This is a genomic window from Burkholderia sp. AU28863 (assembly GCF_002223195.1).
Classification (GTDB): Bacteria; Pseudomonadota; Gammaproteobacteria; order Burkholderiales; family Burkholderiaceae; genus Burkholderia; species Burkholderia sola.
In genome coordinates this window covers 308,573-332,209 of record NZ_NKFE01000008.1, presented here as the reverse complement: position 1 = coordinate 332,209, position 23,637 = coordinate 308,573, and the positions used below count along the sequence as shown (strand labels likewise).

Below are 23,637 nucleotides of genomic sequence, written 5' to 3'. Positions count from 1 at the left end.
GGCTCGGGGATAATCGAATTTATGCAAAACAGGCCGCGTATAATCGTTTTTGTACATCCGTAATCGATTTGCGCACAAAACCGACGTTTCTAATCGATTTTGAGCAGAGCCTGAGCCGACTGACAGGAGCCTCCCCATGCCCGAATTGCCCGACGATCCGATTGGCGGCGCGTGGTTAATCGCGAACTGCGACGTTGCGCCCATGGCTCGGCCTCCCGTACTCAGTCGCATCGGGAGCCGACGAGCCACCGAAATCGTCGACGGCTATCGACTCGAAACCTACCCGGAACTCATGCGTCCGTCGGATGACTTCGCCGCCCATCTCCAGTTTCATCTGCGTCACGAGATCCCGCAACTGGAGCTTCTCACGCGCGTGTTCAAGAAATCGGGCCCCAGTGCCATCCAGGCGTGGATCGACGCCGAGCCGACCGGTCAGTATGCCCGTCGCGCCGCTTTTCTTTACGAATGGCTCATCGATGACCACCTGAGTGTTCCCGAGCGACTGGGCGGCAACTACGTCGACGTCCTCGACGACACCAAGATCGTCACCTCGTCCCGCAACCACGTTCTGAGAAATGCCCGGTGGCGGGTGAACGACAACCTGCCGGGTACGCGCTACTTCTGCCCGACGCTCGTCAAGACTGCAGCTTTCATGGAGGCCGCCGCGCTTGACGTGCCGCGTCTCTTCGCCGATCTGGCAAAGGAGTTCGGCGAGGATTTGCTGATGCGTGCGGCAACCTGGATGACATTGCGGGAAAGCAAGGCCAGTTTTGCCATCGAGGGAGAGGCTGACCACACCACTCGTATCCAGCGCTTCGCCGACGTCATGGCCCGACGTACCGCTCAGGGCGAACAACCGTTGACAGATGCCGCCGCTGCCGAACTGCAGCGGGAAATCCTCGGCGAGCGAACCACGCTCACGCATTTCGGCTTCCGGCAATCGCCCGTATTCGTCGGAGAGACCATACGCTTTAGCGAAGTCGTCCACTACGTGGCGCCTGGACAAGACGATGTTCCCGCAATGCTCGACGGACTTCGCGCATTCCTGGAGCGCACTACCGGGCAATCCCCGGTGCTGCGCAGCACGGTCGCAGCCTTCGGTTTCGTCTATGTTCATCCATTAGCGGACGGAAACGGCCGCGTCCATCGCTTCCTGATCAACGATGTCCTGCGCCGGGACGGCGCCATTCCCGCGCCGGTGATCCTTCCCGTTTCCGCGGTGATCATGGACGACGCCGGCGAACGTCGTGGATACGACAGCGTACTGGATCAGGTGTCCGTACCCCTGATGGAACAAGTGCGCGACAACATATCGTTCACAGCGGCCCAGACGTCTTATCCGGACGGTGTCGTATCCAATTTCGCGTTTGACGGCGCCGAACGGGCAAGACCTCTATGGCGGTATCCGGATCTGAGTCCGCATGTGCAATATCTGGCCAACATCATCCGGCGCACGCTAACCGAACACATGCGCGAGGAGTCGCGCTATTTGCGAAGCCACACGCTGGCTCGGCAGGCGCTCAAGGAAATCGTCGAAATGCCGGATCATCAAGCCGACCGGGTACTACGATCGCTCGAGCAAAACAACGGACAACTCAGCAACGTCCTCGCGAAGGAAATGCCTGTCCTGCAACGACCCGGTATTTGGCCCGCTATCGTTGATGCGGTTTCTGCGGCATTTCGCGACGGTGAATCGGTCGATGTCGCGATTGCCGACCGTTACCGGCCCGAACGGCCGGCGGGCCAGTAAATACCCGACCTCACGACCACTCTTCCGGCGGCATCTCGCCGCGATCATCCTCCCACAGCGGTTTCCCCGCGTCTTCTTCACGGCTCGGTGTCACCGGCCCGTTTCCGCTTGCGCTGCGATCACCGCGCTCGCCGCGCCGCGCGCCGTCGCGCGGCGCCGCCGCATGCGGTCGTGCTCGCACACGCGTCGGCGTCACGGTTCGCTGCCCGCTGCGGCGACGCCCGTCCGTCGATTCCGCATCGTTCGTCTGTCGTGCATTCGAAGCCGTAGCCATATTTCTCTCCTGAGTCATTGAAAAAAACGGTCGCCCACGCGCAGCAATTTCGGTGCCGCGCGCCGGGCAAGCGTCTTGCTCCATCGCTTCGCCCCCTAACCATTTCGGAGGAGACGATGCCGACGAATCGCAACGCGCCGCCCGCCACACGCCGCCGCCTCGGCGGATGGATGGCCAGCGAGGAAGCGCACATGGCCGCGTTCCGCGAAAAAATCGCGAACGAAGCACGCGCGCATGCCGGCGAGCGCCTGCGCACGCCGGCCGTGCAGGAACTCGCGCGGCTGTTCGACGACAACGCGGTGCTGCGCATGAGCCTGACGCGCGCGATCGACGAAGCGCTCGAATCGGGATACCGGCTCGGCTACACATCGATCGGCGAGCTGATGACCGTGCTCGACCATCTGATGACCTACACGCCGCCGTTCAGCGAGGAAAGCCTGATCGTGTGCCCGCTGAACGCGTTCTTCGACTGGCCGATGTGCATGCCGTCGGGCCACGCGGTGTTTCGCGACGCGGCCGTCAATACGCAGTTGAAGCGCGTATTGAACGCATGGTGCGACTTCCTCGGCGGCCCGCATTCGCGTGCGCATCTCGACACGTCGCCGCCCGACGGCTGGTTCTGCGACGAAGCGCGCAAGCGCCTCGGGCTGTCGCAGTTCCAGTATCGCGAAGACCAGCCGCACTGGGGCTTCGATTCGTGGAACGACTTCTTCACGCGGCGCTTTCGCGACGGCGCGCGTCCCGTCGCGGCGCCCGACGATCCGCACGTGATCGTCAGCGCGTGCGAGGCCTCGCCGTATCACACCGAAACGAACGTGAAGCTGCGCGACAACTTCTGGATCAAGGCGCAGCCGTACTCGCTGCGCGACCTCTTCACGCCCGCGTGGCTGTCGCTCGCCGAGCGATTCGTCGGCGGCGACGTCTACCAGGCCTACCTCAGCGCGTACAACTACCATCGCTGGCATGCGCCGGTGCGCGGCGTGGTCACCCACGCGTATCGCGTAGACGGCGCCTATTACTCGGTCGCCGAAGCGGAAGGCCCGGACCCGGCCGGGCTCAACGACTCGCAGGGCTACATGACGGCGGTCGCCGCGCGCGCGGTGGTCGCGATCTCGAGCGACGATCCCGGCATCGGCACGGTGGCCGCCGTGTTCGTCGGGATGGGCGACGTGTCGTCGTGCGTGATCAACGTCATGCCGGGGCAGCGCGTCGACAAGGGCGACGAGATCGGCTATTTCCAGTTCGGCGGCTCGACCTACTGTCTGCTCTTCGAGGCCGGCGTGATCGATCGCTTCCTGTACGCGCCGCCGTTCGAAGGCCAGCCGCCCGTCGTGCAGGTCAATGCGCCCGTCGCGATCGCACGGTGAGCGTCGCGTGCGGCCCGGTGCGTCACGCTTCCGTGGTGTCGAACCGGGCCCCGTCGTGCCGCTGCACGCAGCGCAGGACCGACAGTCCGTCGGCGGTCAGTGCCGGGCGGTGTGCGCCCGATGCGTCGTCGTGCTGCAGCACGATCAACTGTTGCTCGACAAGCGCGACAACGTCGTCGCGGTCGATCTGGATCTGTTCCGGTGCGTGATGCGCCAGGAACAGCGCGGCAAATTCATGGGCGGTCAGCATGCTCGTTTCCCCGTTGGCGGCGACGCGCGACGCGACACCGGCGTCGCATCGGCAGCCGGCGCGAAGCGTGCGCCGGCGACGTTACGGGCATGCAGGGACCGTGCCAACAGTGGGCATTCAACCGGTGGTCGTGCGACGCCCGCGCCGCGCGATCTGGCACCGCACGGCGCGTTCGAGCCGCTGCAAAGTTTTCAACGGCATGTAATGGGTAACGGCAAGCAACCGGGCGGCAACGGCGGGCGCCGGATACCTCCGATGAAACCCGCCTGACGCAGGCCGGTTGCGGGCCGCGCGCGTGGCGGAATGCGACCCCGCTCAGGGCTCCCGCGAGCGAAACAACCCCGCTCGCGCACGCCCGCCCGGCGCACGGAAATACCCGCTGTGCAGCACCACGTCGTGGTTGCCGCTCGCCAGCACGTCCGCGCACGCGGCTTCGATACGCGCACGGCCGCGCTCGAACGCGTCGCGCAGGTCGGCCTCCAGCGCGGAGTGCGCGCCAAAATGATCTTCCAGCGCCTCCACCGTAATCGCGCAGGCCTGCGGCGCCCCGTCCACGTCGACGACGAAGCGCAACTGCAGCGCCGCGCCGTCGAACGTCGGCGGTTCGTCGGTCAGCGTCACGGAGCGTGGGGAATCTGCCGGCATCGGCTCATACCCTCCGCGCCGCGAGACGCTCGACCAGCGCGCCGTTGAACGCGGGCAGATCGGCCGGCTTGCGGCTCGTGATCAGGTTGCCGTCGCGCACGACTTCCTCGTCGACCCACTTGCCGCCCGCGTGACGGATGTCGTCCTGCAGGCTCGGCCAGCTCGTCATCGTCTTGCCCTCGACGAGCCCGGCCGACACCAGCAGCCAGCCGCCATGGCAGATCGCCGCGATCGGCTTGCCGGCGCCGACGGCCGCCGTCACGAATTCGCGCGCGGCCGGCACCATCCGGATCGCATCGCCGTTGATGACGCCGCCCGGCAGCACGACCGCGTCGTAATCGCCTTCGCGCGCATCGTCGAACGTGCGGTCGACCTTCACGCGCTCGCCCTTGTCGACGTGCCGGAAACCCTGGATCTCGCCGCGCTTCTGCGAAATCACGTCCACCTGCGCGCCTTCTGCCGCGAGCGCGCGCTGCGGTTCGACCAGCTCGGCTTCCTCGAAGCCGTCGACCGCGAGAATCGCTACCTTGCAATGATCCAGCCTGCCGCTCATGAATGCCTCCGTGGATGGGGATAGGGATGGGGTGGCACACGTCGTGCCGTTGCCCGTCACGCAGCAATCGCCGTTCCGCCGCGGGAGCCTTCGCCCGTCGGCCTCGCCGTTCCGCGCGTCGCGCGGGACAACGGGGGAACGACCCGCGATCGATGGCGGCCACCCGCGAATGGCGGGATCGGTCGCTGTACGTCGCCGCGCGCCCGGCTGCAAAGATTTCAACAGGATGTAATGCGACGCCGTGGCGACCCCGTCCGCCGATCCGGCGCGATTACTGCAGATGACGCGCGGCGTCGAGCATCGCGTCGGTCAGCTCGACCGTCAGCGTCAGGTGTTCGCCGGTATCGGGCAATTGCTCGAGCGTCTGCTGCACGGCGTCGTGCAGCATCGCGTGCACACGCATCCGCGCGCCTTCGTCGAGATCCGCGTAGCGTTCCATCGTCGAGCATTCGAGCGCGAGCACGACGGAGTGCCGGGCCGCCTCGGGCGGCGCCTCGACGGCGTTCGCCCACGCCGCGTGGAACATGACCCTGCCCGTTTCGACGTCCACATGGACCGTCGTGTCGAGATCGTCCACGTCGCTTGCATCGCCGTCGATCTCGTCCTGCTCCAGGAAAATCCGGGAATTCGATTGCATGATGTCCTCCTGCGTGGTGGCGGCGCGCCCGCCCGGGGAAACCGCGCCGCCATCGCGCCGTGCCGGCCGCGCCGGCACGACACCGTCAATAACCGCTGGAACCGCCGCCCGTGCCGCCGGCCCCGCCGCCGCCCGTGCCCGTCGAGCCCGCCGAACCGCCGTTGCCGGCGCCCGACCCGCTCGTTCCGCCGGCCCCGCCCGAGCCGCCGCCGACCCCGCCGCCCGCGGCGCCGCTACCGCCCTGGCCGGCGCCGTTCGGGCCGCCGCCCGGCTTCACGTGGCCTGCCGCCCCGCTGTGCGAACGCATCCCGTGCTTCGCGCCATGCCGTTGCGTGCCCGCCGGCGGAGGCGGCGCGGCCGTATTGCCATTCGTGCCCGGCGTCGACATGTCCATCGACGGATTCGGCGCACCGGTGCCCTCGTCCGAGCGCTGCGAGTTCTGCGCCCACGCGGCCGGCGCGGCCGCGACGATCGCGACGGCCGCGCAGGCCAGCACGCGCCGCGCGACAAACTTCGATTCGAATGCTGACTTCATGGCGTTTTCTCCCTATGGGTGATCGCGTGATGGAAATTCCTGCTCCGATCCTTCAGCAAGGCCCATGCCGTCCCCGGCCACGGTCGCGACGCGGCACGCGATTTGCGGCGCCTCTCTGCGCACGACCCTTCTGTCACCCCATACGGAGCCCTGCCTTATGCCTTCCGCTTCCGCTTCCCACGCGCACGGCAAGCGCCACACGCGCCGCCCGGGCCGCGCGCGCAGCGCCGACCCGGCCCACCGCAAACGCTGGTCCGGCGAAGTCACGCAAAAAAGCGATGCGCTCGACATCGAGCCCGACATCTTCAAATCCGACGATCCGGCCGCGATCGCCGCGTCGCTGAAGCACTCGGCCGAACACAGCCGCCGCCGCAAGGCGTCGCCGTTCCAGTCGGCGATGTCGATGCTGAACTTCTACGTGAACCGCGCGGGCCGCAACCTGCCGAAGACGCGCCGTACGACGCTCGAACGCGCGAAGCGGAAACTGCGCGAAGCCTTCGGGCGCAAGCCCTGACGGCTGGCGCGCCGCTCATCCCCGTCCGCCGTGATTCCCACGCATGCACGAAACCCTCTGGTACCTGATCATCGGCGCGGTGCTGCTCAGTATGGGCGTCGTGACATCCGCGCTGCGCCACCTTCCCTGTAGCTCGGCCATGATCTATCTGGTGCTCGGCGTCGCGCTGGGCCCGGCCGGCGCCGGCCTGCTGCATCTCGACCTCGAACGCGACGGGCCACTGCTGCGCGAGATCGTCGAAGTCGCGCTGCTCGTGTCGCTGTTCGCGATCGGGCTGCGGCTGCGCGTGCCGCTGTCCGACAAACTGTGGCTCGTGCCGTGCCGTCTCGGGCTGCTCGCGATGATCGTCACCGTGCCGCTGCTCGCCGCATGCGCGGTGCTCGCGCTGGACCTCGGCTGGGGCCCCGCGCTGCTGCTCGCGGCGATCCTCGCGCCGACCGACCCGGTGCTCGCGCACGACGTGCAGGTGCACGATCCCGGCGATCGCGACCTGGTGCGCTTCGCGTTGTCCGGCGAAGGCGGGATGAACGACGGCATCGCGCTGCCGTTCGCGCTCGCGGGGCTCGCGCTGTGCGGCACGCCGGGCGCGACGCACGGCATCCCGCCGCTGTCCGGCACGTTCGCGCTCGTCGCGCTGTGGGGCATCGCGGGCGCGGCCGCGATCGGCGGCGGGCTCGGCTGGGTCACGACGAAGATGATCGGCTGGCTGCGCACGCGGCACGCGCAGGCGCTCGGCCTCGAAGGCTTCTTCGCGCTCGCGCTGATCGTGCTGTCGTTCGGCGCCGCGCAGCTCGCGCACACGTTCGGCTTCATCGCGACGTTCGCGGCCGGCGTCGCGATGCGGCGCGTCGAGCATCGCGCGAGCGGCGACCGGCCGCCGCGCGAAGTGATCGGCCAGATCGATTCGGAAGACGTGGTCGCCACCGAGAAGCATCCGGACAAGGCACATGCGTTCATGGCCGAATCGGTGCTGGGCTTCACGATCGAGCTCGAACGGATCGCCGAAGCGATCGTGATGACGATGATCGGCAGCGTACTGTCGACGCTGCCCGGCCCGCTGATCACATGGGGCGCCATCGCGCTGGCCGCCGCGCTGTTCGTCGCCGTGCGTCCGCTGGCGGTGCTGCTCACGCTCACCGGCTCGCGCGCGACGCATGCGCAGCGGCGGCTGATGGCGTGGTTCGGCATCCGCGGGATCGGCTCGTTCTACTACCTGCTGTTCGCGCTCGAGCACGGGCCGTCCGAGGTGGTGCGCCCGCTCGCGGCGCCGGTGCTGGCCGTGGTATCCGCGTCGGTGGTCGCGCACGGGATCTCCGCGACGCCGCTGATGAACTGGTATTACCGGCTGCAGCAGCATCGGCGCTGACGCTTCACGCGTCGACACCGAGCCGCGCCCGCATCGCCGCGGTGATGCGCTGGCGCGTGCTCGCATAGCCTTCCCACGGGTCGCGCTTCAGCATGTCCAGCCGCGCGTGCAGCGTATCGATCGTCCATTGCGCGCCGCCCGTCGTGCCGGGTACCTCGTCCCAGTCGAGCGGCACCGACACACCCATGCCGGGCCGCGCGCGCACCGAATACGCGGCGATCGTGCTCGCGCCGCGCCCGTTGCGCAGATAGTCGACGAAGATCTTGCCGCGCCGGTGGCGCGGCCCCATCGTCGCGGTGAAACGGTCGGGCAGCGTGCCGGCGACGTGCTGCGCGACCGCACGCGAAAAGTCCTTCACGTCGTCCCAGCCCGCATGCCGCGTGAGTGGCACGACGACGTGCAGCCCCTTGCCGCCGCTCGTCTTGCAGAACGACACGAGCCCGAGCTCGTCGAGCAGCCCGCGCACAAGTTGCGCGGCGTCGATCATCGTGCGCCACGGCAGCGCCGGGTCGGGATCGAGGTCGAACACGATGCGGTCCGGCCGCTCGATGTTCGACGCGTGCGCGTTCCACGTGTGCAGTTCGACCGTGCCCATCTGCGCGGCGCCCAGCAGCGCATCGACGCTGTCGATCGACAGCAGCGGCCCGTGGCCCGGATCGAGCCCTTCGTGCTGCGTGACGAACGGAATCTCGCGGCGTTCCGCGTGCTTTTGGAAGAACAGCTCGCCGGCGATGTCGCCCGGCGCGCGCACGAGCGACACGGGCCGGCCTTTCAGATCGGCCAGCAGCCACGGCGCAACCCACTGCCAGTAACGCGCGAGGTCGATCTTGCGCGTGCCGCTTTGCGGGTCGACCACGCGCTCGGGATGCGTGATCCGCACGCGGCCCAGCGTGTCGGGGCCGGACGCGTCGCCTTCCGCGCGGGCGACCGTGCGAGCACGTGATCGGTGCGTGCGATCGGCGGTTGCGTGAGCGGCCGACGATGCGCGCTTGGGTTTGTCGTCGTGGGTGGTTTCGCGTTGATCCATCGTCACCTCCGTTTCCGTGTGTTTCGGCCTCTCGCGGACGATCTGCTCCGCCGGCTTGTCGTCGCGCAGTGCGATGAATGCGGCCTGCCGCACGATCCCGTCGCCGGTCCATTCCGCGAATTCGCATTCGGCGACGAGCGTCGGCTCAACCCAGTGCACGCGCGTGCGCGTGCGCTCGCGCGGCGGCGCATCGAACGGCATCGTGTCGCGTTCGTGCTTGCGCAGGATCGCGGCGAGACGGTCGAGCATCCGCGCGTCGAAGCCGGTGCCGACGCGGCCGACGTAGCGCAGCGGCGCCGGCCCGCGCCGCCGTTTGCCGGCCGGCGCCGGCTCGTGCACGCCGAGCAGCAGCGCGCCGAAGCCGTGCCGGCTGCCCGACGGCTCCGTAAAGCCGCCGATCACGAACTCCTGCCGGCGCCGGCATTTGAGCTTGATCCACGCAGGCGAACGGCCTGCGCGATAGCGCGACTCCGCCCGCTTGCCGATCAGCCCTTCGAGGCCGGTGTCGCACGCGCTCGCGATCAGCGACGCGACGTCCTCGCCGAGATCGGGCGAAAAGCGCACGCGCGCCGGATCGCTGTTCGCGAGCAGCGGTTCGAGCAGTGCGCGACGGGCGGTGAGCGGCGCGTCGCGCAGGTCGTATCCGTCGAGATAAGGCAGATCGAATACGAAGAAGGTGACCGTGTCGGAGCGGTCCGTGCCGAACGCGTTCTGCAACGCCTGGAAATCGGGCAGCCCGTTTTCGCCGAGCACGACGGCCTCGCCGTCGAGCCATGCGTCGTCGACGTCGAGCGCCGCGAGCGCGTCGCGCTGCGCGCGCAGCTTCGCGGTCCAGTCGCGGCCTTCGCGCGTCATCAGCGTGACGCGCCGGCGTGCGCCCTTCCCTGCAATGCGCGCGAGAATCCGATAGCCGTCGAACTTCAGTTCGTAGCACCAGCCGCCCTGGGTCGGCGGCGCATCGACCAGCGTCGCGAGTTGCGGCGCGACGCGCTCGGGCAGCGGCGCACGCACCGCGCCTTCGACCTGCGACGGATCGGCAGGGCGCGGGCTGTCGCGGCTTGCGTCACTTTCGTGTCGCGCGTCGTGTCCATCGCCGGCGTCACCGGTCGATCGGCCGCGCCGCGCCGCATGCCTGCGCGCGGCGCCGTCGGATGCGCCGTCGTGCACGCTCCCCGGCCGCTCGCCGACGACGTCGAATTCATCGGCGCTGCGGGCGTCGTCGTCGCGCTCCTTGATCAGGAGCCACTGCTCCTGGCGCCCTGCCTGCCGCCCGCTGCGCACGAGCGCCCAGCCGCCGTGCAGCTTCTCGCCGTCGAGCCGGAACGTCAGCTTGCCGGCCCGATAGCCTTCGCGTGCCTGCGCAACACCGCCGTCGGGCGTCCAGGTCCCCTCGTCCCAGACGACGACCGACCCCGCACCGTAATGCCCGGCCGGAATCTCGCCTTCGAACGACGCGTATTCGAGCGGATGGTCCTCGACGTGCACCGCGAGCCGCTTCACCCGCGGATCGAAGCTCGGCCCCTTCGGCACGGCCCACGACTTCAGCGTGCCGTCGAGTTCGAGCCGGAAGTCGTAGTGCAGCCGGCGCGCATGGTGCTCCTGGATCACGAAGCGCAGCGGATGGCGTTCGCGCGCGGCGGGCTTCGCGCCTGCTTTCGCATCGGCCTTCGTGCGCCGCTTGCCGTGCGCCCCTTCGGGCTCGGGCGTCGCGCCGAAATGGCGCTTGCGGCGATACGGATCGAGCTTGCCGGCCATCGCGTCACCTCGTCTGAATCGGAACCGGAGTCGGCGTGATCCGCATCACGCCGCGTGCTTGCGGCGCGCGGCGGTCTTTTTCGTCGCATGGTCGCTCGCCGCGCCGCGTTTCGCGGCGGTCTTCTTCGCCGCGGTTTTCGCCGCCGTGCCTTTCGATGCGGATGTCGATGGCGGCTTGCGACGCGCGCCGCTGCGAGATGGGGACGACGACGCCTCGCCCTCGCCTTCGTCGCGCGCTCCACGCAGATCCGCCGCCCGCGCACCGGCGCCGCCCTTCAGGCTGCGCTTCAGCAGCTCGGTGAGATCGACGACGTTGCTCGCAGCGCGGCCGGTCTGCGCGGGCCGATCCTCGATCTCCTCGATCTTGCCGGCGCGCACCTTGCGCTCGACCAGTTCGAGGATGTCGTCGCGAAACGTGTCGTGATATTCGTCGGGCGTCCAGGTGCCGGACATGTCGTCGATCAGCTTCTTCGCCATCCCGAGTTCGCGCGCGGTGACGCCCGCGCCCTTCGCGTCGGCGGCCGGCACCGACAGTTCGTCGAGCGGCCGCAGTTCTTCCTGCCAGCGCAGCGTATCGAGCGCGAGTATCGGCCCCACCGGAATCAGCGCGCCCAGATGCTGGCGGTCGCGCATCACCACGAGCGCGATGCCGATCTTGCCGCTGTCCTTCAGCGCGTCGCGCAGCAGCGCATAGACCTTCTCGCCCTTGCGGTCCGGCACCAGGTAGTACGGCGTGTCGAGATAGAGAAACGACACGGCGTCCTCGTCGACGAAGGTCAGGATGTCGACGGTCTGCGTCGATTCCGGATTCGCCGCGCGGATTTCGTCGTCGGTGAGCACGACGTAGCGCTCCTTTTCGTACTCGTAGCCGCGCACGATGTCCTCGCGCGTGACCTCCTTGCCGGTGCGCTTGTTGATCTGCCGATAGCCGATCGGGTCCATCGAGCGCTTGTCGAGCATCCGGAACGACGGCTTCACGGTGCGCGTCGCCGGAAACAGCTGCACGGGCACGTGCACGAGCCCGAAGCTGATCGCGCCTTTCCATATCATCCGCGGTGCCATGCGTGTTCCTCCTTGCCGAATGCGCGCCCGCCCGAAGGCAGGCGCGCGGTACGGCGCAAGCCGCCGTCGGCGGCTGTCGGCCGCTTTGGGCCGTTTTGGGCCGCTTTCGGCCTTAAGCAGGCAACTCCGCCGCCTGCTGTTCGCGCGCCCACACGCGATGCTGGCCGAGGTGATTCGACAGCGAATTCAGCACCGCGTCGAGATCGACGGCCTGCCCGACGCACACGCCTTCGGCCGGATCGGGCAGGTGCGCGGCGCTGAGCAGTTGCCGACCGGAGCCGACGGCCGCGATCGGCTTCAGGTGCTTGAACGCCTCGCGCACGAAATGGCGGGCGTCGGCGCTATGCGCGAGATCGCGGCCATCGCCGTCGCCGCCGCACACGAACACCGCGTCGAACATCACCGACGGCATACCGACGAGTGTCGCCTCCGGCACGATGCCGCCGATCGGCGCGAGCGTCGGCGCGACGATCGTCGGCACCGCGTGCGCGGCCTGCAGCGCGTCGCGCACCTGCTCGAGCAGCACCGGGTTCACGCCAGGCGTCGCGATCAGCGCGATCTTGCGCGAGCGGATGCCGGGCTTCGCGCGGCCGATCAGGCTCAGCGCGGGCGAGCGCTGCGCGACGACCGGCGTCGCGGCCGCCTGCGGCGCGGGCAGCCCGAGCCGTTCGGCGACTTGCGCGGCGAGCCCCGCGTCGAAGCGCGCGATGATCTCGTTGACCACGCGCTCGCGAATGTGCGGCTGCGTCACCTTGCCGAGCTCGAAGCAGTACGCGTCGCGGATATGCCGCTGCTCGATGTCGGTCATGCTCTGGTAGAACAGCGCGGCCTGCGAGAAATGGTCGGCGAACGATTCGCTGCGAATGCGCACCTTGTGGCCTTCGAGCGGCTCGGGCACGGTCTCGAACCCGCCGCCGGACGGCGCGGGCGGCGTCTCGCGCGGCCAGCCGCCGCTCGTCGAATTCGGCTCGTACGACGCCTGCCCGACGTTGATCGTCTGCCGGTGCATCGCGTCGCGCTGGTTGTTCGCGAACGGGCACACCGGCCGGTTGATCGGGATCTCGTGGAAATTCGGGCCGCCGAGCCGGCTCAGCTGCGTGTCGGTGTACGAGAACAGCCGCCCCTGCAGCAGCGGGTCGTTCGTGAAATCGATGCCCGGCACCACGTGGCCCGGGTGAAACGCGACCTGCTCGGTCTCCGCGAAGAAGTTGTCGGGGTTGCGGTTCAGCGTCATCCGGCCGATCGGCCGCACCGGCACCTGTTCTTCCGGTACGAGCTTGGTCGGATCCAGCAGGTCGAAGTCGAATTTGTCCGCGTCGGCCGGGTCGATCATCTGCACGCCGAGTTCGAACTCCGGATAGTCGCCGCGCTCGATCGCCGTCCACAGATCGCGCCGGTTGAAATCGGGGTCATGGCCGGCGATCCGCTGCGCCTCGTCCCACAGCAGCGAATACGCACCGCTCACGGGCCGCCAGTGGAATTTGACGAAACGCTCGACGCCGGCCGCGTTCACGAAGCGGAACGTATGCACGCCGAAGCCGTCCATCGCGCGATAGCTTGCCGGCAGCGCGCGGTCCGACATCAGCCACAGCACCATGTGCGTGGTTTCCGGCACCAGCGACACGAAATCCCAGAACGTGTCGTGCGCGGACGCGCCGGTCGGCATCTCGTTCGGCGCCTCGGGCTTCACCGCATGGACGAAGTCGGGAAACTTGATCGCGTCCTGGATGAAGAACACCGGCATGTTGTTGCCGACGAGGTCGTAGTTGCCTTCCTGGGTATAGAACTTCACCGCGAAGCCGCGCACGTCGCGCACGGTGTCGGACGACCCGCGCGGCCCCTGCACGGTCGAGAAGCGGACGTATACCGGCGTTTCGGCGGCCGGGTCCTGCAGGAACGCGGCCTTCGTGTAGTCGGCCATCGGTTCGTACACGCGGAACACGCCATGCGCGGCCGAGCCGCGCGCATGCACCACCCGCTCCGGAATGCGCTCGTGATCGAAATGCGTGATCTTCTCGCGCATGATGAAGTCTTCGAGCAGCGACGGGCCGCGCGCGCCGCCGCGCAGCGTGTTCTGGTTGTCGGCGATCCGCACGCCCTGGTTGGTACGCAGCGCCTCGCCGTCGGGCCGCGCACGGTGCTCGTCGAGCTGGCGCGACTTCGCGCTGTCGTGCGGTTGAGTCGGGGGCGTCTTGCCGGCGGATGGGGGATTCGTCATCGTCTGGAGTCCTCGTGGGATTCGGTAGAAGCCGCTGCCGCACGGCGACGCGCCGCGGCGCGCGCGTGCGGACGGCACGGAAAGCCGGCCCGGCGCGCCGCGAACGGCCCCGGGCCGGCGGCGGCGTCAGGGCGCGCGCAGCGCAGCGTCGAATTCCGCGGCCGTCACGTCGAGCGCGACGTTGCATTCGATCGCGGTGTCCTCGACGCGCGGCTTGTGCTCGTCCACCGCGCGCCGCGCGCGGTCGCACAGCTGCGTGCGCACGCGCAGCCGGTCGGCCGCGTCGAGCGTCGCGTAGCGTTCGATCACGTCCGCGTCGAACCGCATGTCGACCGTGCAGCGCCATTCGCGCGCGTCCTCCTCGGACGGCACGCGCACCCACGACACGTGGATCGTCAGCCGCCCGGACGCGTCGTCCGCGTGCACGACGACGGTCGACTGCGACGGAAAACCGATCGCGAACGCGTGCTCGAGTTCCGCGACGCGCTGCGACCGGTCGGGCGTGACCGTCATCGGCGCACGACCCCCAGCAGCAGCGTGACCAGGAAGATCACGACGAAGATGTAGAACAGGATCTTCGCGATCTCGGCCGCACCGGCCGCGATGCCGCCGAAGCCGAACACGGCGGCAATGATCGCGATGACGAAGAAGATGATGGCGTATCGAAGCATGGAACCCTCCTGGATGACAGCGGTCGTCACTAAACGTCGGCGCCGATCACGCATCGTGCTTGTGTTTCGGTTTGCCGTGCGTGGGCGTCGAAGCCATTTTCTCGAGCTCTTTCTCGCTCATCGACTTGGCCATCGATTTCGACGGCGGCTTCAGGTCCTTCATTTTCGTGTCGCCGCGCTTGGCCGACAGCGCGGCCCCGGCGGCGCGCTGCTGAGCCTGGGATTTGGCTGGCATGGTTGCGCTCCTCTCGTTGGCGCGCGAGCCGACGCAACGCGCGGCACGCGCGGGTTGGAACAATGAGGCCGTCACGCGGCGTCGCGACGCCGCAGGTCGGCCGGCGGAATCTTCATCGCCTGGCGATACTTGGTCACCGTTCGACGCGCAAGAAGAATGCCGCGGCCCGCGAGGTTCTCCGCGAGCGCGACGTCGGACAGCGGGTCGGTATGCCGCTCGGCCGCGATCATGTCGCGAATCAGCACCTTCGCGGCCGACGCCGAACACACGCCCTTGCCCGCCGCCTCGAGCTTGCGCGGGAAGAAATGCTTGAACTCGAAGGTGCCGTGCGGCGTGGCCATGTACTTGTTGCCGGTGGCGCGCGACACGGTCGATTCGTGCAGGTCGAGCTCTTCCGCGATGTCGCGCAGCACGAGCGGCTTCATCGCGATCTCGCCGTAGCGGAAGAAATCGCGCTGGCGCGCGACGATGCATTCGCCCACGCGCTGAATCGTGTCGAAGCGCTTCTGCACGTTGCGGATCAGCCAGCGCGCTTCCTGCAGTTGCTGGCCGAGCGGCGAATCGCGTTCGCCGCTCGACTGCGCGAACAGCGTCGCATAGCGCTCGTGCAAGCGGGCGCGCGGCAGCACGGCCGGATTGATCGTCACGATCCACTCGTCGCGCACCTGGCGCACGATCACGTCGGGCACCACGTAGTCGCCGCGCGTGCTGCCGTAGTGATTGCCGGGGCGCGGATCGAGCCCGCGCACCAGCGCGCAAGCCGCCTGCAGCGTCTGCGGGTTGCAGCCGAGGCGCCGCTGGATCTCGGCCGTCTCGCGGCGCGCGAGCCGCTCCAGATGCTCGCGTGCGATCGCCTTCGCTTCCGCGAGCGCCGGCGTGCCGGCCGGAATCGCGTCGAGCTGCAGCACCAGGCACTCGGACAACGAGCGGGCGGCGATGCCCGGCCGGTCGAGCATCTGCACGAGCCGCAGCGCGACCGCCAGATCCTGCTCCGACAGCAGCAAGGCCGGATCGGCGGCAACCAGCAGTTCGGGCAGTTCCTGACGCAGATAGCCGTCGTCGTCCAGCGCATCGATCACGAGGCGCGCGGCTTCGCGGTCGCGCTTGTTGAGCGGATAGAGCCGCAGCGCATCGTGCAGCTGCTGATGCAGCGACGGCTCGGCGGCCATCCATTCGCCCGGCGACAAGCCATCGGCGTCGTCGCCCTGACGGCTCGTGCCGCGCGGCGCGGGCGCGGCCGTAAACGGCACCTCGCCGTCCGGCGGACGGATGTCGTCGCGCTCGGGCGCCGCGTCGGGCGCGGCCGCCTCGGGCGGCTGCTCGGCGGTCGGCGCAGCGGTTTCGTCGTCGCCCTGGCCGTCTTCCAGAAACGGGTTCATGTCGAGCGCCTGGCGCAATTCCTGTTGAAACTCGAGCGAGGACAACTGAAGCAGCCGGAGCGACTGCTGGAGCCTCGGCGTAAGTGCCAGATGCTGTCGCATCTGCAGCGCAAGCGAGACGGGCATCGAAAGCCTCCTGACGTTGGGTTCGCGGGTTCGCGGTAGGTCTTCTACCGGACGTCATGCAGCTTCCATGCCAGTCGCGTAAAGCGCACTACGACGCGGTTCTCGCGGGTTCGCGCCCCGTTTCGCCGCATGCGAGAGCCGCTTTTTTACAAGCCGGGGGCAAGTTAGGGGGCACGTATTTCGCTCGCGGGAAACGACGCCTGCCGGCAGCTGCCCGACGGCCGCACGGCTAGCGTTTTGCGTCGATGCGGTCGACCGCCGAACGATCGAGAAAAGCGGTCGTCAACTCGGGCAGATGGCGCAGCAGCCACGCGGCCATGTCGCGCTCCTGCTGCAGGATCCGCTCGCAACACGCGCGGATTTCGTCTTCGCCCGCTGCTTTCGCGGCCGCGACGAGCGCCGTGTACGCGGCGATCTCGAGTTGCGCGAACGCGTAAGCGGCGAGCGCCGTCTTCACGACCTCGTCATCCGCGAGCATGCCGCTCGCGATCTGTCCGTACGCGGCGACGCGCGCGGCGAGATCCTTGGTCGCCGACGGCGACGTGCCGAGCCGCATCAGGCACGCTTCGACGAGCGCCTGCTGGCCGAGCGTCTCGTCGAGATGAAGCCGCAGCCGGTCCTGCAATTGCGGATAGTGGCCAACCCGCCTCATCTGCGCGTCGATCATCGTCTCGGCCTGGCGCTCCATCGCGTACGCATCGCGCAGCCAGTCCTCCAGGTGCTCATGCTGATTCGCCATCGCGTTCCTCCGGCCGCATCGCGGTGCGGCATGCCGTGACGCGCGCGCCCTCGCGAGGCGTCCCGTCAGTACTGCATCGGCGGCGGCGTGCCCGGCAGCGGCTGGTCGCCCTGCGTGCCGTTCGGGCCCGGCGGCGGCACGTCGACCGGTTCGCCGACGGTCGTGCCCGGCGGCATCGTGTTGCCCGGCGACGGACGCGTGTCGTAACGCGTGTTCGCGTCCGGCATCGTCGTGGTCGACTGCGCGCCGCGGCCGTCGGGCGGCGCGGGCGGCGCCGCGCGCGTACCGTACGGGCCGCTGGCCGGTTGCGTGCATGCGCCCAGCGCGCACGCCGCGGCGAACGCACAGGCGCCCGCGCGTAACGTCTGGATCGTGTTCATCGAATCCTCCCTGGCATCGACGGCTCCGGGCTGCGCCGTGGCGGCGCCGCTCAGAGCCGGTTGAAGTGGAAATCGCCTGCGTACGCGGTCGGTGCGCGGCGCGCCATCATCGTGTCGAACTCGGCCGCGACGCGCGTGAGCGTGCCCCGTTGCCGGTCGATGTCGGCCTGTTCGAGCGCGGCGAACGCGTCGGCGTCGAACGTCACGGTCAGCGACGCCGGATGGCCATCGACACGAAAGCCGATATGCAATGCGCCGGCCGGGTGCTCCTCGACATGAAACGGCATCGCGCGCGCCTCGAAATGGCGGCCCAGCGTTTCGGCGATGTCCCGCAGCATGCCGGGTTTCACGCGGATGCTCATTGCAGGCCCTCCCTTCGTATCGGCGGCATCGCACCCGCCGGCCGCGCGCGCACCGGCGGCTCCTGCGACGGCGGATCGCGTTCCGGCGGCGCATGCCCGGGCGGATCGCCCTCCGGCTCCCGGTACGGTTCGGGCATGTCCGGCGGCACGTCGTCGGGATCGGGCGGCCCGGGGTCCGGCTCGATGTCGGGCAACGGCGGTTCGGGCCGTTGCAGCCACTGCGCGGGTTCGTGTGTCATCGGCATTCCTCGTTGCGGGTTCGGATCGGGATCGGCGCAACGCGCCGCGTAACGAAGATTCGCAAGCCGCATGCCGTCCGTTCATATCGTCCGCGCGGACGGATCGGGCCCGGATCTGCGGGGTTCGATACGCAGCCGCTCCGTCGCGCGCGAAACGCCATGCATTCGCTACACCGCTCGCTGCAAATCTTGCAAGCACGCCGCTACGCGTCGTACGCGGCCATCACGAGCCACAGCTCGCGGCCGTCGTCGCGCACGCGCGCCGCGAGCGCATACGGATCCGACGGCTCGCATGCGCGCTGCAGCGCGAAGCGCGCGGGTTCGGTCGCGCCGAACGTCTCGTCGCCCAGCCGCCGCACGTCGGCCTTGCCTTCGAACATCCGGCGCTCGGGCCGGTAGATCAGCGGTTCATGCTTCCACATATCGAAATGGCTTTTCACCGAATCGAATCCGCCGCCGCATACATTGATTTCGTAGCGCACCCCTGGTCGTCGTTTGGGAATCATCGTCGTGCCTCCTGCTCGATGGGCGCGCGGCAGGCGCCCCTGCTGCGCTGTGTCGTCATGGTCGTCGTCGTGGTCGTCGCGGTCGCAGTGGCAAGTCGCGTGCCGGGCGCGCGCAGCGGGCACGCGGGTTGCGACACAGGCGGCTCCTCGTCACCCATACGGAGCACCGCCATGAAGGATTCGACCCGGCACGGCCACGACGCACCGGCGCGCGAGCGGCAGCCCGACCCGCAACCCCCGCTGAAGGACCAGGACCACACGCGCACGCGCCATTCGGAGCGCCATATCGACAAGCAGCTGGAGGACACGTTTCCGGCGAGCGATCCGCCCGCGACCGGCGGCGTCACGCGCATCGAGCCCGACACGCCGCCCGGCACGCACGATGGCGGGCCGTGGGAGGACAAGCGCAAACGTGACGACAAGTGACGAGACGAGCCGCGTGCACGGCATGCGGTTTGCTGGATCGCAGGGGCCGCATCGGCACATTGCTTCACCCACCCGCAAGGAGAATTTCATGCATCGCGTCAACGAAATCATGTCGCAGGACGTCGTGCGGATCGCACCGACCGACTCGATCCGTCACGCCGCCCAACTGATGGAGCGCTACGACATCGGCGCGCTGCCCGTGTGCGACAACAACCGGCTGATCGGGATGGTGACGGACCGCGACCTCGCGGTGCGCGCGATCTCGGCCGGCAAGCCGCCGGAGACGCGAGTCCACGAGGTCGCATCCGGTCCGATCGAATGGTGCTTCGACGACGATTCGCTGGACGAGATCCAGCACTACATGGCCGACGCGCAACTGCGCCGGCTGCCCGTCGTCGATCACGACAAGCGACTGGTCGGCATGCTGTCGCTTGCCGACATCGCGACGCGCACGGCCAGTCCCGAGCGCGACGACGTCGCGAACACGCTGGAAGGCGTGTCGCAACCGAAGCAGACGTGACGGGGCGATTCCCGCTCCGCCTCGACAACCCGCGCGACCCGCAGGGCCCGCCCCCGGGCACGGTCGCGCCCCACGCAGCCAGGAGGAAACCATGCAGACTTCCGATCAAGGTCAGACCCGCATCATCGGCAAGGGCGCCGCGACGGCGGCCGGCCCCGGCCCCGACGTGATGGCGGCCGATACGCTGGAAGGCGACAAGGTCTATACGACCGACGGCGACGACGTCGGCAAGATCAAGGACATCATGCTCGACGTGCGCTCGGGCCGCATCGCGTATGCGGTGCTGTCGAGCGGCGGCATCCTCGGCATCGGCGACAAGCTGCACGCCATTCCGTGGAGCGCGCTGACGCTCGACACCGAACGCAAGTGCTTCCTGCTGTCGGTCTCGTCCGAGCGTATCCGCAATGCGCCGGGGTTCGACAAGGACCACTGGCCGGCAATGGCCGATCCGCAATGGGCCGAGCCGCTGCACGAGTTCTACGGCAGCACGCCGTACTGGAGCGCCGGCGACGAACTCGGGCTGACCGATCCGACCGAGGACCTCGACGATCCCCGCACGCGCGGGCGTCACTGAGCGCACCCTGACGCGGCGCCGGTCCGCCGGCGCCTGCGTTCCACATCCGTTTGATACGCCCCGCGCCCGCGGGGCATTTTTTTGTCCTCGCGCCGCGGCGGATGCCGCGTCCGGCGCGCCGCCGGCCTTTTTACAAGGATCGTGTAACGTCCTCGTCGGGGCTCACCGCGCCGCCGCTCGCCGATTCGAGGTAGCCGAGCAGCCGGTGCGGCGTCAGCGGCTTCGCGCAGTGCGCGTCGAAGCCGGCTTCCTTCGCCCGTTCCCAATCGCGCCGCGACACGAGCCCGCTGCACGCGACCAGCAGCATGTCCGACGTTTGCGGATCGCCGCGCAGCCGCGCCGCGAGCTGCAGCCCGTCGAGGCCCGGCATCGCGATGTCGAGCACGACCGCGAACGGCTGCCAGTCGCGCGCGACGTCGCACACGGCGAACGGATCGTCGGCGACCCGGCACTCGAAGCCGCGCGCCTCCAGCAGCAGGCGCAGCGCGTCCGCCGCATCGCGATAGTCGTCGACGACCAGCACGCGACGCGGGCGGCGCGGCACGCTGTCGGGCGCGCGCCACAACAGCACGTCGTCGGCGGCCGGATCGTCGCCGGGTTCGGGTTGCATCGTGCTTCTCCTGTCGTTGGACGGGTTTGCCACGCAAGGCGCGCGCCCATTCCGACTGCATGCGGCATGCCGGTTGCTGTCTCTTTCGCATCGTCGACACAGGAGTCTTTCATGCGCACGATGCGGCTTCGATCTTCCGGTTTGCTTCCCTCACCGCGTGCGACAGCACGCACGCCGGCATGTTCCGCGCGAGCGCGGCGCGCCGCCCGTTCGGCCTGCGCCGGAGCGGCCGCATGACGCGCAAAACGCCCGACCGCCAGGCACCGACGACGCCGACCGATGACGATGCGCCGGCCACGCTCGACGCGTGCCGCCGCTGCGCGCTGTGGGAGCACGCGACGCAGCCGGTGCCGGGCGCCGGGCCCGTCGACGCGCCGATCATGCTGGTCGGCGAGCAGCCGGGCGACCAGGAGGACCGCGCGGGCCTGCCGTTCGTCGGCGCGGCCGGCCGCATGCTCGACCGCGCGCTCGACGAGGCCGGGATCGAACGCTCGCACGTCTACCTGACGAATGCGGTCAAGCACTTCAAATGGGAACCGCGCGGCAAGCGGCGGCTGCACAAGACCCCCGCGCAGCGCGAAGTGGCCGCGTGCCATTACTGGCTCGAGCGCGAGCTCGAAGCCGTCCAGCCGCGCGTGGTGGTTGCGCTCGGCGCGACGGCGCTGCGCGCGGTGCTGCAGGACAACGACGCGACGCTGGAGCGCACGCGCGCCCCGGTGCGCACCGACGACGGCCGGCTCGTCGTCGCGACCTATCACCCGTCGTACGTGCTGCGCACCCGCGGCGCCGACTCCCGCGAACACGCATACCGCACGCTGGTCGACGCACTGCGCACCGCGTCGCGCCTCGCACGCGAGCGGCGCCACAGCCCCGGGCGCCCGTCGCACGGGGACGCCGGATGAGCGGGCTGGACGAAGACGCGCGGCCGGCGGCCGACGCGCCGCCGCGCGCCGCGAAACCGTGGTATCGGCGGCTCGGCCCGGGTCTGCTCGCGGGCGCGTCCGACGCCGATCCGAGCAACGTCGCCGTCTACGCGCAGGCCGGCAGCCAGTTCGGCTTCAACATGCTGTGGATGATCGTCGTCACGCTGCCGATGATGGTCGCCGTGCAGCTCGCGGCGGCGTTCATCGGGCGACGCAATCGCGAAGGGCTGGTGGCCGGCATCCGCGAACACTTCTCCGATCGCATCGCGAAGACGCTGATCGCGATGGTCGTGATCGTCAACGTCGTGAACGTCGGCGCCGATCTCGCGGCGATGGGCGATGCGACGGCGCTCGTCGTCGGCGGCCGCAGCTACTGGTATGCGCCGGTATACGGCCTGGCGTCGCTCGGGCTGCAGGTACTGATGTCCTACGAGCGCTACGCGCGCTGGCTCAAATGGATGACGCTCGGCCTGCTCGCGTATGTGATCGAACTCGGTTTCGTGCACGTCGACTGGGGCAATCTGCTGCATGCCATCGCGCTGCCGCGGATTTCGTTCACGCACGACTATGCGACGACCGCGGTCGCGGTGCTCGGCACGACGCTCAGCCCCTACCTGTTCGTGTGGCAGGCCGCGCTCGAGGTCGAGGAGACCCAGGCGGAGCGCCGCAACGGCGGCACGTCATGCGCGCCGGCCGCGCGCCGCGAGACCGAACAGCGCATCACGTTCGACACGTGGACCGGGATGATCGTGACCAACGCGGTGTCGTTCTGCATCATGGTGGTCGGCGCGGCCGTGTTCTTCGCGCGCGGACGGCACGACCTCGCGAGCACCGCGCAGGCCGCCGAGGCGCTGCGACCGATCGCCGGCGAAGCCGCGTTCCTGGTGTTCGCGTTCGGCATCGTCGGCTGCGGGCTGCTCGCGATTCCGGCGTTCGCGGGTAGCGCGGCCTATGGTTGCGCGGAAGCGTGGCGGTTCCGCGAAGGGCTGAACGAGCCGGTGCGGCGCGCGCCCGCGTTCTACACGGTGCTCGCGCTGTGCGTGATCGTCGGCATCGCGATCTGCTTCAGTCCGATCGACCCGATCCGCGCGCTGTACTGGAGCGCCGTGCTCAACGGCGTCGCGGCGGTGCCGATGCTCGTGTTCGTGATGCTGCTGTCGCGGAAGCGCGATGCGGCCGGCCAGCTGGGCAGCGGCCCGGTATCGAAACTGTTGGGCTGGCTGGCGGTGGCGCTGATGGCGGTGTCGGTGGCGACGATGATCGTCGACGTGCTGACGTGAGGCATTCAGGCGGGATCGGTAGACGGTTGCGTACGCAACCTGATGAACCGGCAAGGGGCGGCGCCGCACGTGCCGCCGCCCGCCTGCCCGGCGTTACATCATCTTGCCGCGCGAGCGCTCGGCACGCGCCGCATCGGCGGCGGACTCCACCTTCTTCACTTCTTCCGGCGGCGGCAGCACCGCCTTGAAGCCCATCGACTCGATCCACATTTCACGCGCCCAGCCACGCGTGTGATACAGGTGATGATCCTCGTCGGCCTCGACCTCGTCGTGCGCGGCCTTCAGCGCCTTCGCCGCGTCGCTGTCGGGCAGTTGGTCGGCCGCGTAGCCGATCAGCTCCCAGTTCAGGTGATCCTTGGTTTCGGCCAGCACCACGCACTCGGCCGCGACGACCTGCGCGACGGCCGGGTCGGCCTGCTTCTTCGCCTGTTCGATCACCCGCACCAGCGACTCGCCGGTCGCCGCCACCGCGGCGCGCCCCGGCGATTGCGCATCGGGATCGAGGCCGAGCGTGTCGAATACCTTGCGCAGCACCTCCTGGTGATGCATCGTCTCGCGGTGGTACTTCTCCCATTCCTTGTGCAGGTCCTCGTCGGTCGCGCACTGGAGCGCGGCCTCGTAGATCTTCGCGCCGCCAAGCTCGGTTTCGTATGCCTGGCAGAGCAGTTCGAGGATACCTTCGTGCTTCGATTGCCGTTGGGCCATGACTGCTTC

At 68.9% G+C, this 23,637-nt stretch carries 28 protein-coding genes; 9 read left to right on the top strand and 19 right to left on the bottom strand.

Annotated elements, in window-relative coordinates:
• Positions 1–136: 136 nt before the first annotated feature.
• Together CFB81_RS31330 and CFB81_RS31320 are read left to right on the top strand one after the other, a co-directional pair.
• Positions 137–1,750 (top strand): Fic family protein, encoded by a 1,614-nt coding sequence (locus CFB81_RS31330; protein WP_089437731.1) that lies wholly within the window; start codon positions 137–139, stop codon positions 1,748–1,750.
• A 390-nt stretch (positions 1,751–2,140) separates the two neighbouring features.
• The gene (locus CFB81_RS31320) at positions 2,141–3,391 is read left to right on the top strand and encodes a phosphatidylserine decarboxylase family protein (protein ID WP_089437729.1); all 1,251 of its coding nucleotides are present in this window, start codon (positions 2,141–2,143) and stop codon (positions 3,389–3,391) included.
• Positions 3,392–3,413: 22 nt separating this feature from the next.
• Here CFB81_RS31320 and CFB81_RS31315 read toward each other — a convergent pair whose 3' ends face one another.
• The 5 genes from CFB81_RS31315 to CFB81_RS31295 form a co-directional block, all read right to left on the bottom strand.
• The gene (locus tag CFB81_RS31315; protein WP_069617004.1) at positions 3,414–3,641 is read right to left on the bottom strand and encodes a hypothetical protein; all 228 of its coding nucleotides are present in this window, start codon (positions 3,639–3,641) and stop codon (positions 3,414–3,416) included.
• Positions 3,642–3,956: 315 nt separating this feature from the next.
• Entirely contained in the window at positions 3,957–4,286 is a 330-nt protein-coding gene (locus CFB81_RS31310) for a DUF1488 domain-containing protein (RefSeq protein ID WP_069617005.1), read from the bottom strand.
• A gap of 4 nt (positions 4,287–4,290) precedes the next feature.
• Positions 4,291–4,839, bottom strand: a complete 549-nt coding sequence (locus tag CFB81_RS31305) for a type 1 glutamine amidotransferase domain-containing protein (protein WP_089437728.1) — start codon at positions 4,837–4,839, stop codon at positions 4,291–4,293.
• A 271-nt stretch (positions 4,840–5,110) separates the two neighbouring features.
• Positions 5,111–5,476: a DUF3022 domain-containing protein gene (locus tag CFB81_RS31300; RefSeq protein ID WP_089438147.1), complete on the bottom strand. Its 366-nt coding sequence runs from the start codon at positions 5,474–5,476 to the stop codon at positions 5,111–5,113.
• A gap of 85 nt (positions 5,477–5,561) precedes the next feature.
• Positions 5,562–6,011 (bottom strand): hypothetical protein, encoded by a 450-nt coding sequence (locus tag CFB81_RS31295; protein ID WP_089437727.1) that lies wholly within the window; start codon positions 6,009–6,011, stop codon positions 5,562–5,564.
• Between the two features lie 157 nt (positions 6,012–6,168).
• On the opposite strand from CFB81_RS31295, the gene CFB81_RS31290 reads away from it, so the two are divergent.
• Together CFB81_RS31290 and CFB81_RS31285 are read left to right on the top strand one after the other, a co-directional pair.
• Positions 6,169–6,525 carry a DUF3175 domain-containing protein gene (locus CFB81_RS31290; protein WP_069619082.1) on the top strand — a complete coding sequence of 119 codons (357 nt, stop codon included), beginning with the start codon at positions 6,169–6,171 and terminating at the stop codon, positions 6,523–6,525.
• A gap of 43 nt (positions 6,526–6,568) precedes the next feature.
• Positions 6,569–7,891 carry a cation:proton antiporter gene (locus CFB81_RS31285; protein WP_089437726.1) on the top strand — a complete coding sequence of 441 codons (1,323 nt, stop codon included), beginning with the start codon at positions 6,569–6,571 and terminating at the stop codon, positions 7,889–7,891.
• 4 nt (positions 7,892–7,895) lie between these two features.
• On the opposite strand, the gene ligD is transcribed toward CFB81_RS31285, so the two are convergent.
• From ligD to CFB81_RS31225, 12 genes are all read right to left on the bottom strand, one after another.
• Complete coding sequence (ligD, locus tag CFB81_RS31280) at positions 7,896–10,673, bottom strand: DNA ligase D (RefSeq protein ID WP_089437725.1); 2,778 nt, start codon at positions 10,671–10,673, stop codon at positions 7,896–7,898.
• Between the two features lie 45 nt (positions 10,674–10,718).
• Entirely contained in the window at positions 10,719–11,735 is a 1,017-nt protein-coding gene (locus tag CFB81_RS31275) for a Ku protein (RefSeq protein WP_089437724.1), read from the bottom strand.
• A gap of 112 nt (positions 11,736–11,847) precedes the next feature.
• Positions 11,848–13,953, bottom strand: a complete 2,106-nt coding sequence (gene katE, locus CFB81_RS31270) for a catalase HPII (RefSeq protein ID WP_089437723.1) — start codon at positions 13,951–13,953, stop codon at positions 11,848–11,850.
• Positions 13,954–14,079: 126 nt separating this feature from the next.
• Entirely contained in the window at positions 14,080–14,466 is a 387-nt protein-coding gene (locus tag CFB81_RS31265; RefSeq protein WP_069619087.1) for a DUF3022 domain-containing protein, read from the bottom strand.
• Positions 14,463–14,624: a DUF1328 family protein gene (locus CFB81_RS31260; RefSeq protein ID WP_006498332.1), complete on the bottom strand. Its 162-nt coding sequence runs from the start codon at positions 14,622–14,624 to the stop codon at positions 14,463–14,465. Before CFB81_RS31260 ends, CFB81_RS31265 begins: the two co-directional genes overlap by 4 nt.
• Positions 14,625–14,670: 46 nt before the next feature.
• The gene (locus CFB81_RS31255) at positions 14,671–14,859 is read right to left on the bottom strand and encodes a DUF3008 family protein (RefSeq protein WP_006498333.1); all 189 of its coding nucleotides are present in this window, start codon (positions 14,857–14,859) and stop codon (positions 14,671–14,673) included.
• Positions 14,860–14,930: 71 nt separating this feature from the next.
• Complete coding sequence (locus CFB81_RS31250) at positions 14,931–16,364, bottom strand: RNA polymerase factor sigma-54 (protein WP_069619088.1); 1,434 nt, start codon at positions 16,362–16,364, stop codon at positions 14,931–14,933.
• Positions 16,365–16,593: 229 nt separating this feature from the next.
• Entirely contained in the window at positions 16,594–17,103 is a 510-nt protein-coding gene (locus tag CFB81_RS31245; RefSeq protein ID WP_089437722.1) for a ferritin-like domain-containing protein, read from the bottom strand.
• A 65-nt stretch (positions 17,104–17,168) separates the two neighbouring features.
• On the bottom strand, positions 17,169–17,483 hold the full coding sequence (locus CFB81_RS31240) for a hypothetical protein (protein ID WP_069619090.1): 315 nt from the start codon (positions 17,481–17,483) through the stop codon (positions 17,169–17,171).
• 50 nt (positions 17,484–17,533) lie between these two features.
• The gene (locus CFB81_RS31235; RefSeq protein WP_069619091.1) at positions 17,534–17,845 is read right to left on the bottom strand and encodes a hypothetical protein; all 312 of its coding nucleotides are present in this window, start codon (positions 17,843–17,845) and stop codon (positions 17,534–17,536) included.
• Positions 17,842–18,084, bottom strand: coding sequence for a hypothetical protein (locus CFB81_RS31230; RefSeq protein ID WP_373452665.1), 243 nt, complete (start codon positions 18,082–18,084; stop codon positions 17,842–17,844). Before CFB81_RS31230 ends, CFB81_RS31235 begins: the two co-directional genes overlap by 4 nt.
• A 203-nt stretch (positions 18,085–18,287) precedes the next feature.
• Positions 18,288–18,590 (bottom strand): hypothetical protein, encoded by a 303-nt coding sequence (locus CFB81_RS31225; protein ID WP_069619092.1) that lies wholly within the window; start codon positions 18,588–18,590, stop codon positions 18,288–18,290.
• A 171-nt stretch (positions 18,591–18,761) separates the two neighbouring features.
• Between CFB81_RS31225 and CFB81_RS31220 the strand changes: the two genes are divergently transcribed.
• From CFB81_RS31220 to CFB81_RS31210, 3 genes are all read left to right on the top strand, one after another.
• Entirely contained in the window at positions 18,762–19,016 is a 255-nt protein-coding gene (locus tag CFB81_RS31220) for a hypothetical protein (RefSeq protein WP_069619093.1), read from the top strand.
• Between the two features lie 88 nt (positions 19,017–19,104).
• Positions 19,105–19,536, top strand: coding sequence for a CBS domain-containing protein (locus CFB81_RS31215; protein ID WP_027786011.1), 432 nt, complete (start codon positions 19,105–19,107; stop codon positions 19,534–19,536).
• Positions 19,537–19,627: 91 nt separating this feature from the next.
• Positions 19,628–20,110: a PRC-barrel domain-containing protein gene (locus CFB81_RS31210; protein ID WP_050013988.1), complete on the top strand. Its 483-nt coding sequence runs from the start codon at positions 19,628–19,630 to the stop codon at positions 20,108–20,110.
• 130 nt (positions 20,111–20,240) lie between these two features.
• Here the strand turns inward: CFB81_RS31210 and CFB81_RS31205 are convergent, their stop codons facing one another.
• The gene (locus CFB81_RS31205; RefSeq protein WP_089437720.1) at positions 20,241–20,720 is read right to left on the bottom strand and encodes a response regulator; all 480 of its coding nucleotides are present in this window, start codon (positions 20,718–20,720) and stop codon (positions 20,241–20,243) included.
• 233 nt (positions 20,721–20,953) lie between these two features.
• Here CFB81_RS31205 and CFB81_RS31200 point away from each other — a divergent pair, with 233 nt between their 5' ends.
• Positions 20,954–21,622 (top strand): UdgX family uracil-DNA binding protein, encoded by a 669-nt coding sequence (locus tag CFB81_RS31200; protein ID WP_089438146.1) that lies wholly within the window; start codon positions 20,954–20,956, stop codon positions 21,620–21,622.
• On the top strand, positions 21,619–22,923 hold the full coding sequence (locus tag CFB81_RS31195) for an NRAMP family divalent metal transporter (protein WP_089437719.1): 1,305 nt from the start codon (positions 21,619–21,621) through the stop codon (positions 22,921–22,923). Before CFB81_RS31200 ends, CFB81_RS31195 begins: the two co-directional genes overlap by 4 nt.
• 93 nt (positions 22,924–23,016) lie before the next feature.
• Here the strand turns inward: CFB81_RS31195 and CFB81_RS31190 are convergent, their stop codons facing one another.
• Complete coding sequence (locus tag CFB81_RS31190) at positions 23,017–23,628, bottom strand: hypothetical protein (RefSeq protein ID WP_069619096.1); 612 nt, start codon at positions 23,626–23,628, stop codon at positions 23,017–23,019.
• Positions 23,629–23,637 lie beyond the last annotated feature (9 nt).

Excerpts from the sequence above, each read along its gene's own strand:
- CFB81_RS31330 (WP_089437731.1), top strand. The coding sequence starts at position 137 with ATGCCCGAATTGCCCGACGATCCGATTGGCGGCGCGTGGTTAATCGCG.
- CFB81_RS31320 (WP_089437729.1), top strand. The coding sequence starts at position 2,141 with ATGCCGACGAATCGCAACGCGCCGCCCGCCACACGCCGCCGCCTCGGC.
- CFB81_RS31315 (WP_069617004.1), bottom strand. The coding sequence starts at position 3,641 with ATGCTGACCGCCCATGAATTTGCCGCGCTGTTCCTGGCGCATCACGCA.
- CFB81_RS31310 (WP_069617005.1), bottom strand. The coding sequence starts at position 4,286 with ATGCCGGCAGATTCCCCACGCTCCGTGACGCTGACCGACGAACCGCCG.
- CFB81_RS31305 (WP_089437728.1), bottom strand. The coding sequence starts at position 4,839 with ATGAGCGGCAGGCTGGATCATTGCAAGGTAGCGATTCTCGCGGTCGAC.
- CFB81_RS31300 (WP_089438147.1), bottom strand. The coding sequence starts at position 5,476 with ATGCAATCGAATTCCCGGATTTTCCTGGAGCAGGACGAGATCGACGGC.
- CFB81_RS31295 (WP_089437727.1), bottom strand. The coding sequence starts at position 6,011 with ATGAAGTCAGCATTCGAATCGAAGTTTGTCGCGCGGCGCGTGCTGGCC.
- CFB81_RS31290 (WP_069619082.1), top strand. The coding sequence starts at position 6,169 with ATGCCTTCCGCTTCCGCTTCCCACGCGCACGGCAAGCGCCACACGCGC.
- CFB81_RS31285 (WP_089437726.1), top strand. The coding sequence starts at position 6,569 with ATGCACGAAACCCTCTGGTACCTGATCATCGGCGCGGTGCTGCTCAGT.
- ligD (WP_089437725.1), bottom strand. The coding sequence starts at position 10,673 with ATGGCCGGCAAGCTCGATCCGTATCGCCGCAAGCGCCATTTCGGCGCG.
- CFB81_RS31275 (WP_089437724.1), bottom strand. The coding sequence starts at position 11,735 with ATGGCACCGCGGATGATATGGAAAGGCGCGATCAGCTTCGGGCTCGTG.
- katE (WP_089437723.1), bottom strand. The coding sequence starts at position 13,953 with ATGACGAATCCCCCATCCGCCGGCAAGACGCCCCCGACTCAACCGCAC.
- CFB81_RS31265 (WP_069619087.1), bottom strand. The coding sequence starts at position 14,466 with ATGACGGTCACGCCCGACCGGTCGCAGCGCGTCGCGGAACTCGAGCAC.
- CFB81_RS31260 (WP_006498332.1), bottom strand. The coding sequence starts at position 14,624 with ATGCTTCGATACGCCATCATCTTCTTCGTCATCGCGATCATTGCCGCC.
- CFB81_RS31255 (WP_006498333.1), bottom strand. The coding sequence starts at position 14,859 with ATGCCAGCCAAATCCCAGGCTCAGCAGCGCGCCGCCGGGGCCGCGCTG.
- CFB81_RS31250 (WP_069619088.1), bottom strand. The coding sequence starts at position 16,364 with ATGCCCGTCTCGCTTGCGCTGCAGATGCGACAGCATCTGGCACTTACG.
- CFB81_RS31245 (WP_089437722.1), bottom strand. The coding sequence starts at position 17,103 with ATGGCGAATCAGCATGAGCACCTGGAGGACTGGCTGCGCGATGCGTAC.
- CFB81_RS31240 (WP_069619090.1), bottom strand. The coding sequence starts at position 17,483 with ATGAACACGATCCAGACGTTACGCGCGGGCGCCTGTGCGTTCGCCGCG.
- CFB81_RS31235 (WP_069619091.1), bottom strand. The coding sequence starts at position 17,845 with ATGAGCATCCGCGTGAAACCCGGCATGCTGCGGGACATCGCCGAAACG.
- CFB81_RS31230 (WP_373452665.1), bottom strand. The coding sequence starts at position 18,084 with ATGACACACGAACCCGCGCAGTGGCTGCAACGGCCCGAACCGCCGTTG.
- CFB81_RS31225 (WP_069619092.1), bottom strand. The coding sequence starts at position 18,590 with ATGATTCCCAAACGACGACCAGGGGTGCGCTACGAAATCAATGTATGC.
- CFB81_RS31220 (WP_069619093.1), top strand. The coding sequence starts at position 18,762 with ATGAAGGATTCGACCCGGCACGGCCACGACGCACCGGCGCGCGAGCGG.
- CFB81_RS31215 (WP_027786011.1), top strand. The coding sequence starts at position 19,105 with ATGCATCGCGTCAACGAAATCATGTCGCAGGACGTCGTGCGGATCGCA.
- CFB81_RS31210 (WP_050013988.1), top strand. The coding sequence starts at position 19,628 with ATGCAGACTTCCGATCAAGGTCAGACCCGCATCATCGGCAAGGGCGCC.
- CFB81_RS31205 (WP_089437720.1), bottom strand. The coding sequence starts at position 20,720 with ATGCAACCCGAACCCGGCGACGATCCGGCCGCCGACGACGTGCTGTTG.
- CFB81_RS31200 (WP_089438146.1), top strand. The coding sequence starts at position 20,954 with ATGACGCGCAAAACGCCCGACCGCCAGGCACCGACGACGCCGACCGAT.
- CFB81_RS31195 (WP_089437719.1), top strand. The coding sequence starts at position 21,619 with ATGAGCGGGCTGGACGAAGACGCGCGGCCGGCGGCCGACGCGCCGCCG.
- CFB81_RS31190 (WP_069619096.1), bottom strand. The coding sequence starts at position 23,628 with ATGGCCCAACGGCAATCGAAGCACGAAGGTATCCTCGAACTGCTCTGC.